Raw genomic sequence first — 13,963 nt, 5'->3', positions numbered from 1 at the left:
CCCCGCCACAAGGACGTTCCTTTTCCCTCCGAACAAGCCCCGACATGTTCAGACCTCTCTTCGTATTTATCGGCACGCGTTATACCCGTGCAAAGCGTCGCAATCATTTCGTATCGTTCATTTCCCTGACATCCATCATCGGACTGGCCCTTGGCGTGGTCGTGATGATCGTCGTGCTCTCGGTGATGAATGGCTTCGACCATGAGATGCGCACCCGCGTGCTGGGCATGGTGCCCCACGCGACCCTCGAAACCGGCGAAGCCATCAGCGACTGGCCGAGCCTGGCCGCCAAGGTCAAGCAGAACCCGCAGGTGCTGGCCGTGGCGCCATTTATCCAGATGCAGGGGTTGCTGACCAACGACGGCAAGGTGTCCAAGGTGTTGCTCAATGGCATCGACCCCGGGCTCGAGCGGCAGGTGTCGATCATCGATAACTTCATGCAGCAGGGCAAACTCGACGACCTGGCGCCCGGCGGCTTCGGCATCGTCATCGGCGACAAGGCCGCGGCCAAGCTCGGCGTGGCCATCGGCGACAAGCTGACCTTCGTCGCCCCGGAGGTCACCGTGACCCCGGGCGGCATGTTCCCGCGCATGAAGCGCTTTACCGTGGTCGGCATCTTCCATGTCGGCGCCGGCGAGCTGGACGGTTACCTGGGAGTCACCAACCTCCAGGACCTGGCCCGCCTGCATCGCTGGAAACCGGATCAGGTCCAGGGCCTGCGCTTGAAGTTCGATGACCTGTTCCAGGCCCCGCGTGTGGCCTGGACCATCGCCCAGCAGCTTGGCGAAGACCGCTACTACGCCCGGGACTGGACCCGCACCCACGGCAACCTGTACCAGGCGATCCGCATGGAAAAAGCCATGATCGGCCTGCTGCTGTTGCTGATTGTCGCCGTGGCGGCGTTCAACATCATTTCCACGCTGGTGATGGTGGTGAACGACAAGAAGGGCGACATCGCGATCTTGCGCACCCTCGGTGCCACGCCAGGGCAGATCATGCGGATCTTCATGGTCCAGGGCACGGTCATCGGCGTGATCGGTACGTTCGTGGGGGCCCTGGTCGGGATGTTCGCCGCACTGAATGTCAGCGCCGCGATCGCCGCCCTCGAAGGCCTGATCGGGCACAAGTTTCTCAACGCCGACGTGTACTTCATCGACTACCTGCCATCGCAGTTGCAGTCCGATGACGTGTTGATGGTCTGCGCCGCCGCGTTGGTCCTGAGTTTCCTCGCCACCCTGTATCCTGCCTGGCGTGCCGCGCGCACCCAGCCTGCGGAGGCGTTACGTTATGAGTGAGTCGGGCATGAGTGAAAAAGCGATCTTGAGCTGCCGCAACCTGGGTAAATCCTACGAGGAAGGCCCGGAGTCGGTGGTGGTGTTGTCGGGCCTGCAACTGGAACTGCACCCGGGTGAGCGCGTGGCGATTGTCGGCACCTCCGGGTCCGGCAAAAGTACCTTGCTCAATCTGCTGGGCGGCCTGGATACGCCGACCGCCGGCAGCGTCTGGCTGGCCGGCGAAGAACTGTCGGCGCTGAACGAGAAGGCCCGTGGCCTGCTGCGCAACCGTTCCCTGGGTTTCGTCTACCAGTTCCACCATCTGCTGCCCGAGTTCACCGCGCTGGAAAACGTCTGCATGCCGCTGTTGATCGGCCGCACGGCGATTCCCGAGGCCCGTCAGCGCGCCACGGCGTTGCTGGAGCGGGTAGGGCTGGGGCATCGCCTGGAACACAAGCCGGCCGAACTGTCCGGTGGCGAGCGCCAGCGCGTGGCGATCGCACGGGCCCTGGTCAACAAGCCGGGTCTGGTGATGCTCGATGAGCCGACCGGCAACCTCGACTCCCACACCGCCCAAGGCATCCAGGACTTGATGCTGGAGCTCAGCACCTCGATGCGCACGGCGTTCCTGGTGGTGACCCACGACATGAACCTGGCCCGGCAGATGGACCGCGTCCTGCACTTGCAGGAAGGTTGCCTGACGCCCATCTGACCGACCGAAACCCGACACTTGGAAACAGTGCCGGGTCTTTTATTTTCATACGGTGCCCCGCGAATGTTCAGACCGTTATCGATCTTTATCGGCACGCGCTATACCCGCGCCAAGCGCCGCAATCGCTTTGTTTCGTTCATCTCCATGACCTCGATGATCGGCCTCGCCCTGGGTGTGCTGGCGATGATCGTGGTGCTGTCGGTGATGAACGGCTTCCAGCGCGAAATGAGCTCACGCATCCTCGGCATGGTGCCCCACGCCACGATCGTCGGTGTGAATCCAATCGACGACTGGCAGCCGGTGGCCGCCGCGGCGCTGAAGAATCCTGAAGTGACCGCCGCCGTGCCGTTTACCGAGATGGAAGGCATGCTAAGCCATAAAGGTTCGATGCAGCCGATCCAGATCAGCGGCATCGATCCGGCCCAGGAAGGCAAGGTGTCCATCGTTGCCCAGCATATCGTCCAGGGCCGTCTCGATGACTTGAAGCCGGGCGAATACGGTGTGGTCATCGGCGAGATCACGGCCCGGCGTTTCCGTTTGAATGTCGGTGACAAACTGACGTTGATCGTGCCGGAAGTCAGCACCGCGCCGGGGGGCATCACGCCGCGGATGCAGCGCTTGAACGTCGTGGGTGTGTTCAAGGTCGGCGCCGAGCTGGATGGCTCCATGGCGCTGATCCACCTGGCCGACGCCGCGCAGATGCAGCATTGGCAGCCGAACCAGGTGCAAAGCGTGCGCCTGGCGGTGAAAGACTTGTACGCCGCGCCGAAGGTCTCCGGTGACATCGCCACTGGCCTTGGCGCGGCTTACAAGGCTGACGACTGGACTCATACCCAGGGCAGCCTGTTCAGCGCCATGAAAATGGAAAAAACCATGATTGGCCTGCTGTTGCTGATGATCGTCGCGGTGGCGGCGTTCAACATCATCGCCACGCTGATCATGGTGGTGAACGACAAGGGCGCGGACATCGCGATCCTGCGTACCATCGGCGCCACGCCGCGGCAGATCATGGCGATCTTCATGGTCCAGGGCACGGTGATTGGTGTCGTCGGCACGCTGATCGGTGGCGTGCTGGGGGTGATTGCGGCGTTGAACGTCAGTGCGCTGGTGGGCTGGCTGGAACGGGTCAGCGGCCAGCACATCTTCAGTTCCGATGTGTATTTCGTCAGCAACCTGCCGTCGGAGCTTCAACGTGGCGACGTAGTGCTGATCTGCTCGGCCGGGTTCATCCTGAGCTTCCTCGCCACCGTCTACCCGGCATGGCGCGCGGCGAAGATCGAACCGGCGCAGGCGTTGCGGTATTCCTGATAGCTCCGGGATGGCCACGAGCCCCTTGTGGCGAGGGGATTTATCCCCGCTGGGCTGCGAAGCAGCCCTAAACCCTGATAGCTCGGTACATCAGGCTGATTGAATTGACTGTCTTGGGGCCGCTTCGCGGCCCAGCGGGGATAAATTCCCTCGCCACAGGGTTTTGTGTCAGGGCTGGCTTGCCTTCGGCAATTCGATCAGGAACCGCGTCCAGCCATCGGCCGATTCACAACGGATCTGCCCACCATGGGCACGGATGATCGAGCGGGTGATGGCCAGTCCAAGCCCCGCGTGTTCGCTGCTGCCTTCCTGGCGGGCCGGGTCGGCGCGGTAGAAACGGTCGAACAGGCGCGGCAGCGAGTCCGCCGGGATCCCCTCGCCACTGTTCTCCACGCTGACCCTCACGCCTTGAGTCCCATCGACCATTCGCACCCGCACTTCACCGTCGACGGGGGTGAAGCGCAGGGCGTTGTCCAGCAGGTTGGAGAGCGCCCGGCGCATCATGTTGCGGTCTCCCTCGATGCGGCCGTCGCCCTCGCGTCTCAAACGGACCTTGGCGTCTTCGGCCAGGGGTGCGAAAAATTCCAGCAGCACGTCCACTTCCTCGCCCAACTGCAGCGGTTCGCGATTGAGCGCCAGCAGGCCATGGTCGGCCTTGGCCAGGTACAGCATGTCGTTGACCAGTAGCGCCATCCATTGCAGTTCTTCGAGATTGCTGTGCAACGCCTCGCGGTAATCCTCCAGGGAGCGTTCGCGGGTGAGGGTGACCTGGGTGTGGGTCAGCAGGTTCGACAGCGGCGTGCGCAATTCATGGGCGATGTCGGCAGAGAACGCCGAGAGCCGCTGAAACGCATCGTCGAGGCGTCCGAGCATGGCGTTGATGCTGTGGGCCAATTCCGCCAGTTCGGCGGGCATTTGCTCTTCGGGCAGGCGGGCGTTGAGGGAACGGGCCGAGACGTTGCCGGCGATGGCGCCCATGCGTCGCAGCGGCCGCAAGGCCCGTCGGGCGGCCCAGGCACCGAGCAGGGCGGTGGCCAGGGCCGAGAGGCCGACGGTCAGCCAGATCAGCCTTTGCATGCGTTGCAGGAAGTGCTGGTGATGGGTGATGTCCAGCAACAGGGTCAGTTGCGGTGAATCGGCCCGCTCGGGATACAGCGGCGCATTCAATACCCGGTAATCGTTGTCGGCATCGCTGAGGGTCGACAGGCCGGGCCGCTCCGGCAATTGAGCCGGAATCCGGATCGAACTGTCGTACCAACGCACGCCATCGCTGCCCTTGATGCGTAGCGCCAGGTCGCCCTGACGGCTCAGCTCATCTTCCAACCGGCGCTGGGTCTGTTCGGCGTCAAGGTCTTGCAGGGCTCGGCGCAGGCCGATCAGCTTGCCTTCGAGCAGTTGCTGGTCCAGCTCGATGAAGTGTGCCTCGCTGCCACGGCTGAACAGCACGCCGGCAAACAACGACACCACGGCCGTACAGGCGGCGAATAACAGCGCCAGGCGGCTGCTCAATGACCACCGGCCCCTCACAGGCTGCGCTCTTCAAGCACATAGCCCATGCCCCGCACGGTGTGGATGAGCTTATTGGTGAACTCATCGTCGATCTTGATGCGCAGGCGCCGGATGGCGACTTCGATGACGTTGGTGTCGCTGTCGAAGTTCATGTCCCAGACCTGGGACGCGATCAGCGATTTGGGCAGCACTTCACCCTGGCGGCGCAGGAGCATTTCCAGCAAGGCGAACTCCTTGGCGGTGAGGTCGATGCGCCGGCCGCTGCGTTCGACGCGACGGCGGATCAGGTCCAGGCGCAAGTCGGCCAGTTGCAGGCTGGTTTCCTGTTGCGTCGAACTGCCCCGGCGCAACAGGCTGCGCACCCGCGCCAGCAACTCGGAAAAAGCAAAGGGCTTGACCAGGTAATCATCGGCGCCCAGCTCCAGCCCGTGGACCCGATCCTGTACCGCGTCCCGCGCGGTGAGGAACAGCACCGGGGTATCCAGGCCAGCCCCGCGGACGGCTTGCAGGATCTGCCAGCCATCGCGGCCGGGCAACATCACGTCGAGGATCAGCAAGGCGTATTCGCCGCTCAAGGCCAGTTGCTGGCCAGTGATGCCGTCGGCCACCAGGTCGGCGTTGAACCCGGCTTCGCCCAGGCCTTGGCGCAGGTATTGGCCGGTTTTGGTTTGGTCTTCGACGATCAGCAGTTTCATGGGCGGCTCAAGGCAGGGTTGGGACGAGGGCGTTATACCGTGGCAGGCGGGTTCGTGGCGCAACCTGACAAAGTTGTAATCGAGCTGTCAGCCGACTGGCAGGCCGGCGGCGATAGAGTTTCCCACACGCTGAATCCGATTGGAGTATGGACATGTTGATGGGAACCCGCTTGATCCTGGCCGCTTGCTCGTTGGCCCTCAGTGCGCCGCTGTGGGCGTCGCCGGGTCATTTCGATTTTGGCCAGCCCGCGCCAGCGGCCAAGGCCAGTCGTAGCATTGACGTGGTGATGGGCGACATGACGTTCGAGCCCGGAGCCCTTGATATCAAGGCCGGCGAGACGGTTCGGTTCATGCTGATCAATAAAGGCCAGTTGCTCCACGAATTCAACCTGGGTAGCGCGGCCATGCACGCCGACCATCAACAGGAAATGCTCAAGATGCAGCAGAGCGGCCAGTTGATGCCAACCGCGATGAAGCCGGGGATGGATCATGCCGCCATGGGCCATGACCAGGCGAGCATGCGCCACGATGACCCCAACAGCGTGTTGGTGGAGCCGGGCAAGACCGCGGAGCTGACCTGGACCTTCAGCAAGGCCACGCGCCTGGAGTTTGCCTGCAATGTTCCCGGCCACTACCAGGCCGGGATGAAGGGCGACCTGACAGTCAGTCAGTAAGCACTCAAAGGCTGCGGCAAAGGCTGATAGAATCCGCTGATTCTTCAGTCAGGTTTCCGTCATGCATCCCGCAGCCGAACATTCGCCGCTGGGCAAATCCAGCGAATACATCGCCACCTATACGCCGTCACTGCTGTTCCCGATCCCGCGCACCGCGAAATGGGCGGAACTGGGCCTGACGGCCGAGACCCTGCCGTACAAGGGTGTGGATTTCTGGAACTGTTTCGAGCTGTCGTGGCTGCTGCCGTCCGGCAAACCGGTGGTGGCCATCGCTGAGTTCGCGATCCCGGCGGATTCGCCGAATATCATCGAATCCAAATCCTTCAAGCTGTACCTCAACTCCTTGAACCAGACCCCGTTCGCCGACACCGCGAGCCTGGAAGCCACCCTGCGCCAGGACCTGTCGGCCGCAGCCGGCAAGGCGGTGGGTGTGCGCATCCGCAGCCTCAAGGACGTGGAGCGTGAAGGCATCGTAGCGCTGCCCGGTACCTGCATCGACGATCTGGACATCAGCGTCGACTCCTACGCGCATCCGCGCCCGGAGCTGCTGCGCTGCGATGCTTCACGCATCGTCGAGCAAAGCCTGCACAGCCACCTGCTCAAATCCAACTGCCCGGTGACCAGCCAGCCAGACTGGGGCAGCGTGGCGGTGGAATATCGCGGCGCTGCCCTGGACCCGGCCAGCCTGCTGGCCTACATCGTCAGCTTCCGCCAGCATTCCGATTTCCATGAGCAATGCGTGGAACGAATCTTTCTCGACCTGCAGCGCTTGCTCAAACCGGAGAAATTGACGGTGTATGCGCGGTATGTACGGCGTGGTGGGCTGGATATCAACCCATATCGCAGTACCGAAGACGTTCAACTGCCGAACCACCGCCTGGTCCGTCAGTAAACTTTTCTTGTGGAAGTAAGCTCTTGTGGGAGCGAGCTTGCTCGCGATGAGGGCAGCACATCCAACATTGAGGTTGGCTGACACACCGCTATCGCGAGCAAGCTCGCTCCCACAGGGGATGCAGTGCAGGCACGTGAAACTAAAAAGCCCTGCTAGATAGCAGGGCTTTTTGCATGCGAAGGGTTCAGATCCCCATGTTGCCCAAGGCTTGCACGATGTTGCGCAAGGTCCCGGCCAGCGTGGGGTGCTCCAGCTCGAAGCGTTCGACAGCCAGGTTCACATTGTCAGCGAGGTTGGTGTCCTGTGTTTGGGTTTCCAGTTCAAGCTCAAATTCGATCTGTTCCATCAGCGCCTGCAGGTCGGCGCGTTCGGCTTCGGACAGGGGTGGATTCTGGTCCAATTGCTCGCGCAGTGTGTTGAGCTGGTCTTGCAATTCGCGGGCAGGCATTGGCGTACTCCCTTTATTGATAGGCACAGCCATGGACCGCGACGCTGCGTCAAAAGTCCATGGCCTGCCTTAAGAGTAATCCACACTCACGCGCCCTGCATGATCCCGGTCAGGGCTTCTCGCCTTTAATACGGCGCAGGCAGATATCGGCCAGGCAAGTGTCGAGTTCGCCCAAGTGATCGATCACTGAATGCACCCCGAGGCCGAACAATTGCACGGTGGCCTTGGCGCGTTTGGTTTCCCGCGCCTGTTGACTCAATGCCTGCCACTCGGCGGGCGCCAGGCCACACAAAGAGCCGCAGGATGCCAGTCCGATCGTCCATAAACCTGCGTTGAGTCCCGACTGCAACAACCGTGGTTCGCCGCTGACCAACACGCAGCCGTCCAACTGCTGGACGTTCAGCGCCATCAGCGCTTGCCAGCAGGCATGCGGCGCTGGCCATGGATAATTTGTTGCAGGAAGTTGCGGCGCTTTGATGGACGTGGGCAATGACGCCGCCAGGCTATGGCTGATGGCAGGAGGCAATTCGTCGAGCCAGGCGCAGGGAATATTCAGCTGTTGCAAGCGTTGCAGGCTTTCCAGGGCGCCGGGTGTCGGCTGGGCGTGATCCGCTGGCGCTGCCCCTGGCTGACGAACGCGCGCCCCGAAATCCACCAGGCATCCGCTGAGGCCAAACAGTACGGCGGTCAGGCTGGGGGCGGGGAGAGGCAGGGCTTCGGCGCGGGGCATGGGAACGTCCTTGAAATAACCAGCAGCCTAATGGGCTCCGATGACAGTCCGGTGACAGTGAGGTGAACGGTGCCAGTCGCGGAAAAGTCCTACAGCCTGGATGTTTTTCGGTGCTGCCTATCCACGCGTTCCGTCTTATACTAGCCAGCTTACCGCCTGGGCTCGGCGCCCTTGCCTGAATAATCCAAGGAGTTCTTCCCTATGCGCTGGAGCCATCGTCTAGCTCAGCTGTGTCTTTCCGCTTGTGTCCTGCTGGTTCCGTACGCCACTCAGGCCGCGACGGAAGAAGATCCTTGGGAAAGCATCAACCGTCCAATCTTCACCTTCAACGACACCCTCGACACCTATGCGCTCAAGCCACTGGCCCAGGGTTATCAATACGTGACGCCGCAGTTCCTCGAAGACGGCATCCACAACATGTTTCGTAACATCGGCGACGTCGGCAACCTGGCCAACAACGTGCTGCAGGCCAAGCCGGCCGCCGCCGGGGTCGACACCGCCCGGTTGATCTTCAACACCACCTTCGGCCTGCTGGGCTTCTTTGACGTGGGCACCCAGATGGGCTTGCAGCGCAGCGATGAAGATTTCGGCCAGACCCTTGGCTACTGGGGCCTGGGCAGTGGTCCGTATGTGATGCTGCCGTTGCTGGGGCCAAGCACCCTGCGTGACGCGCCGGCCAAGCTGGTCGATGACTACACCGCGCCTTATCGTTATATCGATAACGTCTCGGTGCGTAACTCCATTCACGGCCTGAACATCGTCGATACCCGCGCCAGCCTGTTGTCGGCCGAGAAGATGGTGAGTGGCGACAAATACGTCTTTATCCGCAATGCCTACCTGCAGAACCGCGAATTCAAAGTCAAGGATGGCCAGGTCGAAGACGATTTTTGATTTCGACCCGTAAAAGCACCGAAGGCGGCCCAAAAGGCCGCCTTCGGTGCTTTGGCGTCGTGTTTGAGCGGGTTTGATCCTTCCATTGAGTTACGCTTCGCTCGGTTCTTATAACTCTCTGTGCTTTGACAAATAAAGACCGCAAGCGGCTATCTGCATGAGCTTGAAACGCCCCGCGGATGGGAGTACCGTCTGCGCCTTAGAAGGGCACCTCTGATGTAAGGGCGTGTAGGGCAAAGGCCTGAAACCGGTACGACAGAGAGGCTAGAAAGCGAATCCAGTAGTGCGTGCCAGGCCAGATCGCCCAGCCCGCTACGCCAACCTAATTCTGGCGCCGTTTGCCCACATGCCAAAAACCAGTGCCACGCTGCTGATAATCGATGATGACGAAGTGGTGCGAGCCAGTCTCGCAGCCTACTTGGAAGACAGTGGTTTCAGCGTCCTGCAGGCCAGCAATGGTCAACAGGGTCTTCAGGTATTCGAGCAAGACAAGCCCGACCTGGTCATCTGCGACCTGCGCATGCCGCAGATGGGCGGACTCGAACTCATTCGCCAGGTGACCGAGATTTCCTCGCAGACCCCGGTGATCGTGGTGTCGGGCGCGGGCGTGATGAACGATGCGGTCGAGGCATTGCGCCTGGGCGCGGCGGATTACCTGATCAAGCCCCTTGAAGACCTTGCGGTGCTCGAGCACTCGGTGCGCCGGGCCTTGGACCGTTCGCGCCTGTTGGTGGAAAACCAGCGCTACCGCGAGAAGCTGGAAACCGCCAACCGCGAGCTGGAAGCCAGCCTGAACCTGTTGCAGGAAGACCAGAACGCCGGGCGCCAGGTGCAGATGAACATGCTGCCGGTCAGCCCCTGGACCGTCGACGATTTCCGTTTTGCCCACCAGATCATCCCGTCGTTGTACCTGTCGGGCGATTTCGTGGACTATTTCCGCGTCGATGAGCGGCGAGTGGCGTTCTACCTGGCGGACGTTTCCGGTCATGGCGCGTCATCGGCCTTCGTGACGGTGCTGTTGAAGTTCATGACCACGCGGCTGCTGTTCGAATCCAAGCGTAATGGCACGCTGCCGGAGTTCAAGCCGTCGGAAGTCCTTGGGCATATCAACCGAGGCCTGATCAGTTGTAAGCTGGGCAAACACGTCACGATGGTCGGTGGAGTCATCGACGAGGAGACGGGTTTGTTGACCTATAGCATCGGCGGTCACCTGCCGTTGCCTGTGTTGTATACGCCAGACAGTGTTCGTTACCTGGAAGGGCGTGGTTTGCCGGTGGGCCTGTTCAACGAGGCCACCTACGAAGACCACGTGCTGGAATTGCCACCGACATTCAGCCTGACGTTGATGTCTGATGGCATTTTGGACCTTTTGACAGAACCTACACTCAAAGAGAAAGAAGCGGCCTTGCCTGAACGGGTAAGCGCAGCGGGCGGTAGCCTGGAAGGCTTGCGTCAAGTGTTTGGATTAGCCACGCTCGGGGAGATGCCGGATGATATCGCCCTGTTAGTGTTGAGCAGGAACCTTTGATGAGTACCGGTAGAATCCAGTTCGCCGAGCAGGACGGCACCTTCGTCCTGAAGTTTGTCGGTGAAGTGCGCCTGACCCTGTGTTCGGCGCTGGATGCGACTATTGAGCGGATCTTCACCGCGCTGAACTTCAGCGCCATCGTGATCGACCTGACCGAAACCCGCAGCATCGACAGCACCACATTGGGCCTGTTGGCCAAGCTGTCGATCCTGTCGCGGCAAAAGGTCGGCCTGCTGCCGACCGTCGTCACCACCCACAACGACATCACCCGTCTGCTGCAATCGATGGGCTTCGACCAGGTGTTCAACATCGTGGGCGACCCTGTGCCGTGTCCGGAGTGCCTGGACGACCTGCCTGACCAGGATCAGTCCGAAGAGGAAGTGCGGATCAAGGTGCTTGAAGCCCACAAGATCCTCATGGGGCTCAACGATTCCAATCGTGAAGCGTTCCATGATCTGGTGAATGCGCTGGAGCGGCCTTGAGCCTTGGGCTTCGTGTAGGCTGCACCGGCTTTATCGCGAGCAAGCTCGCTCCCACAGGTTTTTTGGCGTTCTGACATCCCTTGTGAAAGCGAGCTTGCTCGCGATGGCGTTTGCCGACCCGCCACATCCCTTAAGCCAAGCCGCATAAAAAAGGGCGAACCCAACCAGGTTCGCCCGTTTTGCATGCCGGCTGAATCAGCTCAAAGCTTGGCTTGCAGCAACGCCTCCAGCTTCTCCTGGTCCCGGGCGAACTGACGGATACCTTCGGCCAGTTTCTCGGTCGCCATGGCGTCCTCGTTGGACAACCAGCGGAACTGCGCTTCGTCGAGGATCAAGCGTGCCTCCCCGGCTTGCCCTGGCGCCAGCTTGCGCTCCAGCTTGCCTTCGTCGGCGGCGAGTTTTTCCAGCAGGTCCGGGCTGACGGTCAAGCGGTCGCACCCGGCCAGTTGCTCGATCTGGTTGAGGTTGCGGAAGCTCGCGCCCATGACCACGGTCTTGTAGTCATTGGCCTTGTAGTAGTTGTAGATGCGCGTCACCGACTGCACGCCCGGATCATCCGCGCCGGTGTAGTCGTTGCCATTGGCTTTCTTGTACCAGTCGTAGATACGGCCCACGAACGGCGAAATCAGGAACACCCCGGCATCGGCGCAGGCCGCGGCCTGGGCGAAGGAGAACAGCAGCGTCAGGTTGCACTGGATGCCTTCACGCTCCAGCTGTTCGGCTGCACGAATGCCTTCCCAGGTGGAGGCAATCTTGATCAACACCCGATCCCGGCCAATACCGGCCTTTTCGTACAGATCGACCAGACGATGCGCACGCTTCAACATGGCCTCGGTATCGAACGACAGGCGCGCGTCCACTTCAGTGGAAATACGCCCAGGGATCACTTTCAGGATTTCTTGCCCGACCGCTACGGCGAAACGGTCGCTGGCCAGGCCCACATCGCCCTTGCAGTCCGCCACGCAGGCGTTCAGTTGCTCGGCATAGCCCTGAATGGCCGACGCCTTGAGCAGCAGGGAAGGGTTGGTGGTGGCGTCCACGGGTTTGACGCGGGCGATGGCCTCGAAGTCGCCGGTATCGGCCACGACGGTGGTGAACTGTTTGAGTTGTTCCAGCTTGGAAGTCATGAGCGTGCTCTGTCCTATGGGTCCGTTGACATTACCCGAGGGCCGGCAGCCACTCAAGGGCGTGAAGAGGTATCGATGGCCCCAGCGGCAACAACCTGAAAACGGCTGTTTGAAAGGCCGGGGCGGTATCGGTAGATACGATGCCAAAACAGCGCGCAGGTTCAAAGCAAGTGACGGTTAACGCCCTTCCAGCAGTTGCCCCGCCTGATCCAGCAACGCCAACGGATCCTTGGTTTTGTGAATGTCCACCGACAACAACTGCCGAAACCGCCGCGCCCCCGGAAACCCGGTGCCCAGCCCCAACACGTGACGGGTGATGTGATGCATCGCCCCGCCAGCGGCCAGGTGATCGGCGATGTAAGGCCGCAACTGCGCCAGCGCCTCGGCCCGGGTGATGATCGGCGCGGTGCTGCCAAACAACTGCTGATCCACTTCGGCCAGCAGATACGGGTTGTGATAGGCCTCGCGCCCCAGCATCACACCGTCGAACGTCTGCAAATGCTCGTGGCAGGCCTCCAGCGTCTTGATTCCACCGTTGAGCACAATCTCCAACTCCGGAAAATCCGCCTTCAACCGCGCGGCTACGTCATAACGCAGCGGTGGGATGTCGCGATTCTCCTTCGGCGACAACCCCTCCAGAATCGCAATCCGCGCATGCACGGTAAAGCTCGTGCAACCGGCCTCGCGCACCGTCCCGACAAACTCACACAACTGCTCGTAACTGTCCCGCCCATTGATCCCGATGCGATGCTTGACCGTTACCGGAATCGACACCGCATCACGCATCGCCTTCACACAATCGGCCACCAACCCCGGATGCCCCATCAGGCACGCGCCGATCATATTGTTTTGCACCCGGTCGCTGGGGCAGCCGACGTTGAGGTTTACCTCGTCGTAGCCGTGCTCCTGGGCCATACGGGCGCAGGCGGCCAGATCGGCAGGTACACTGCCACCCAGTTGCAGGGCCAGGGGGTGTTCGGATGGGTGATGGCGCAGGAAGCGTTCGTGGTCACCGTTGAGCAGCGCGCCGGTGGTGACCATTTCGGTGTAGAGCAGGGCGTGTTTGGAGAGGATGCGTAGGAAGAAGCGGCAGTGGGCGTCGGTCCAGTCCATCATCGGGGCGACGGAGAAGCGGCGGGAGAGTGACTGGGGGGCGGCAGTGGTTAAGGACATTGAGGAATCTGAATGGGTAGGGCAGAGGCGGGGAGTTTATCAGGAATGGGATCGGGTAAGGCTGACGGGCTTGATCGGAAAGAGCACTGAATCTCCCGGCGGGGCTAGAGATTCCCGGTTCAGTCGGGAATCTCGGAGCGCCGGTTGATATGTTGGGATTGCAGGTCGTCGCAGGGTCTCAAAAAACGGGAGTGTCAGATTTTTTGTGTGCGGGCCGGTGACGGCCTGCCGTTAAGCAGGCCTTCATTTACCACGTCGGCCTGATGAACCGGTCCCCGTACAGGATCGCGAACTGATTCATGGCACTTTTCCAGTCGTGGGCCGCACTGCCCCAGTTTGCCGTGATATTGCGCAAGCCGAGCCAGATTAATTTGGTGGCAGCATCATCGGTTGGGAAGTGTCCCCTCGTTTTGATGATCTTTCGCAGTTGAGCGTTGATGCTCTCGATTGCGTTGGTCGTGTAAATCACTTTCCGGATGGCGGGTGGGAAGACAAAAAACGGGATAACTCGATCCCAGGC

15 protein-coding genes are annotated in these 13,963 nt (G+C 61.2%); 8 read left to right on the top strand and 7 right to left on the bottom strand.

Annotation, left to right across the window (positions count from 1 at the left end):
• Positions 1-44: 44 nt before the first annotated feature.
• The 3 genes from BLQ55_RS04790 (at position 45) to BLQ55_RS04780 (ending at position 3,294) form a co-directional block, all read left to right on the top strand.
• Positions 45-1,295, top strand: coding sequence for a lipoprotein-releasing ABC transporter permease subunit (locus tag BLQ55_RS04790; RefSeq protein ID WP_092197329.1), 1,251 nt, complete (start codon positions 45-47; stop codon positions 1,293-1,295).
• 7 nt (positions 1,296-1,302) lie between these two features.
• Complete coding sequence (gene lolD / locus BLQ55_RS04785; RefSeq protein WP_162843734.1) at positions 1,303-1,986, top strand: lipoprotein-releasing ABC transporter ATP-binding protein LolD; 684 nt, start codon at positions 1,303-1,305, stop codon at positions 1,984-1,986.
• 63 nt (positions 1,987-2,049) lie between these two features.
• Positions 2,050-3,294 (top strand): lipoprotein-releasing ABC transporter permease subunit, encoded by a 1,245-nt coding sequence (locus BLQ55_RS04780; RefSeq protein ID WP_092197327.1) that lies wholly within the window; start codon positions 2,050-2,052, stop codon positions 3,292-3,294.
• A 168-nt stretch (positions 3,295-3,462) separates the two neighbouring features.
• Here BLQ55_RS04780 and BLQ55_RS04775 read toward each other — a convergent pair whose 3' ends face one another.
• Both BLQ55_RS04775 and BLQ55_RS04770 read right to left on the bottom strand, forming a co-directional pair.
• Positions 3,463-4,821 carry a heavy metal sensor histidine kinase gene (locus tag BLQ55_RS04775; RefSeq protein WP_092252689.1) on the bottom strand — a complete coding sequence of 453 codons (1,359 nt, stop codon included), beginning with the start codon at positions 4,819-4,821 and terminating at the stop codon, positions 3,463-3,465.
• Entirely contained in the window at positions 4,818-5,498 is a 681-nt protein-coding gene (locus BLQ55_RS04770; protein ID WP_092197323.1) for a heavy metal response regulator transcription factor, read from the bottom strand. The genes BLQ55_RS04775 and BLQ55_RS04770 overlap by 4 nt, the downstream gene beginning before the upstream one ends.
• 152 nt (positions 5,499-5,650) lie before the next feature.
• Between BLQ55_RS04770 and BLQ55_RS04765 the strand changes: the two genes are divergently transcribed.
• Complete coding sequence (locus BLQ55_RS04765) at positions 5,651-6,172, top strand: copper-resistant cuproprotein CopI (RefSeq protein WP_092252687.1); 522 nt, start codon at positions 5,651-5,653, stop codon at positions 6,170-6,172.
• Positions 6,173-6,233: 61 nt separating this feature from the next.
• On the top strand, positions 6,234-7,064 hold the full coding sequence (gene queF, locus BLQ55_RS04760; protein ID WP_092197321.1) for an NADPH-dependent 7-cyano-7-deazaguanine reductase QueF: 831 nt from the start codon (positions 6,234-6,236) through the stop codon (positions 7,062-7,064).
• Positions 7,065-7,248: 184 nt separating this feature from the next.
• On the opposite strand, the gene BLQ55_RS04755 is transcribed toward queF, so the two are convergent.
• Positions 7,249-7,512: a DUF4404 family protein gene (locus tag BLQ55_RS04755; RefSeq protein WP_060738392.1), complete on the bottom strand. Its 264-nt coding sequence runs from the start codon at positions 7,510-7,512 to the stop codon at positions 7,249-7,251.
• Positions 7,513-7,621: 109 nt separating this feature from the next.
• Positions 7,622-8,242, bottom strand: coding sequence for an HAD superfamily inactivated hydrolase PcrP (locus BLQ55_RS04750; RefSeq protein ID WP_092197319.1), 621 nt, complete (start codon positions 8,240-8,242; stop codon positions 7,622-7,624).
• Positions 8,243-8,443: 201 nt separating this feature from the next.
• Here BLQ55_RS04750 and BLQ55_RS04745 point away from each other — a divergent pair, with 201 nt between their 5' ends.
• The 3 genes from BLQ55_RS04745 to rssC all read left to right on the top strand — a co-directional run bounded on the left by BLQ55_RS04745 (position 8,444) and on the right by rssC (position 11,143).
• The gene (locus BLQ55_RS04745; RefSeq protein WP_092197317.1) at positions 8,444-9,133 is read left to right on the top strand and encodes an MlaA family lipoprotein; all 690 of its coding nucleotides are present in this window, start codon (positions 8,444-8,446) and stop codon (positions 9,131-9,133) included.
• Between the two features lie 346 nt (positions 9,134-9,479).
• Positions 9,480-10,661: a two-component system response regulator RssB gene (gene rssB / locus BLQ55_RS04735; RefSeq protein ID WP_053120765.1), complete on the top strand. Its 1,182-nt coding sequence runs from the start codon at positions 9,480-9,482 to the stop codon at positions 10,659-10,661.
• Positions 10,661-11,143 (top strand): anti-sigma factor antagonist RssC, encoded by a 483-nt coding sequence (gene rssC / locus BLQ55_RS04730; protein ID WP_025212773.1) that lies wholly within the window; start codon positions 10,661-10,663, stop codon positions 11,141-11,143. The genes rssB and rssC overlap by 1 nt, the downstream gene beginning before the upstream one ends.
• 200 nt (positions 11,144-11,343) lie before the next feature.
• Here rssC and tal read toward each other — a convergent pair whose 3' ends face one another.
• The 3 genes from tal to BLQ55_RS04715 form a co-directional block, all read right to left on the bottom strand.
• Positions 11,344-12,270, bottom strand: coding sequence for a transaldolase (gene tal, locus BLQ55_RS04725; protein ID WP_092197315.1), 927 nt, complete (start codon positions 12,268-12,270; stop codon positions 11,344-11,346).
• A gap of 177 nt (positions 12,271-12,447) precedes the next feature.
• Positions 12,448-13,443, bottom strand: coding sequence for a tRNA dihydrouridine(20/20a) synthase DusA (gene dusA / locus BLQ55_RS04720; protein ID WP_092252685.1), 996 nt, complete (start codon positions 13,441-13,443; stop codon positions 12,448-12,450).
• 247 nt (positions 13,444-13,690) lie between these two features.
• On the bottom strand, positions 13,691-13,963 hold a 273-nt coding region (locus BLQ55_RS04715), incomplete at its 5' end, for a transposase (RefSeq protein WP_143011692.1).

Origin of the sequence: Pseudomonas sp. NFACC13-1, from assembly GCF_900104425.1 — a bacterium.
Lineage (GTDB): Bacteria > Pseudomonadota > Gammaproteobacteria > Pseudomonadales > Pseudomonadaceae > Aquipseudomonas > Aquipseudomonas fluorescens_AA.
The sequence above is the reverse complement of the archived record's forward strand: the minus strand, read 5'-3'. Positions and strand labels throughout refer to the sequence as shown.

Bases quoted from the DNA above. Each gene is read 5' to 3' on its own strand.
- BLQ55_RS04790 (WP_092197329.1), top strand. From the start codon at position 45: ATGTTCAGACCTCTCTTCGTATTTATCGGCACGCGTTATACCCGTGCA.
- lolD (WP_162843734.1), top strand. From the start codon at position 1,303: ATGAGTGAAAAAGCGATCTTGAGCTGCCGCAACCTGGGTAAATCCTAC.
- BLQ55_RS04780 (WP_092197327.1), top strand. From the start codon at position 2,050: ATGTTCAGACCGTTATCGATCTTTATCGGCACGCGCTATACCCGCGCC.
- BLQ55_RS04770 (WP_092197323.1), bottom strand. From the start codon at position 5,498: ATGAAACTGCTGATCGTCGAAGACCAAACCAAAACCGGCCAATACCTG.
- BLQ55_RS04765 (WP_092252687.1), top strand. From the start codon at position 5,651: ATGTTGATGGGAACCCGCTTGATCCTGGCCGCTTGCTCGTTGGCCCTC.
- queF (WP_092197321.1), top strand. From the start codon at position 6,234: ATGCATCCCGCAGCCGAACATTCGCCGCTGGGCAAATCCAGCGAATAC.
- BLQ55_RS04755 (WP_060738392.1), bottom strand. From the start codon at position 7,512: ATGCCTGCCCGCGAATTGCAAGACCAGCTCAACACACTGCGCGAGCAA.
- BLQ55_RS04750 (WP_092197319.1), bottom strand. From the start codon at position 8,242: ATGCCCCGCGCCGAAGCCCTGCCTCTCCCCGCCCCCAGCCTGACCGCC.
- BLQ55_RS04745 (WP_092197317.1), top strand. From the start codon at position 8,444: ATGCGCTGGAGCCATCGTCTAGCTCAGCTGTGTCTTTCCGCTTGTGTC.
- rssB (WP_053120765.1), top strand. From the start codon at position 9,480: ATGCCAAAAACCAGTGCCACGCTGCTGATAATCGATGATGACGAAGTG.
- rssC (WP_025212773.1), top strand. From the start codon at position 10,661: ATGAGTACCGGTAGAATCCAGTTCGCCGAGCAGGACGGCACCTTCGTC.
- tal (WP_092197315.1), bottom strand. From the start codon at position 12,270: ATGACTTCCAAGCTGGAACAACTCAAACAGTTCACCACCGTCGTGGCC.
- dusA (WP_092252685.1), bottom strand. From the start codon at position 13,443: ATGTCCTTAACCACTGCCGCCCCCCAGTCACTCTCCCGCCGCTTCTCC.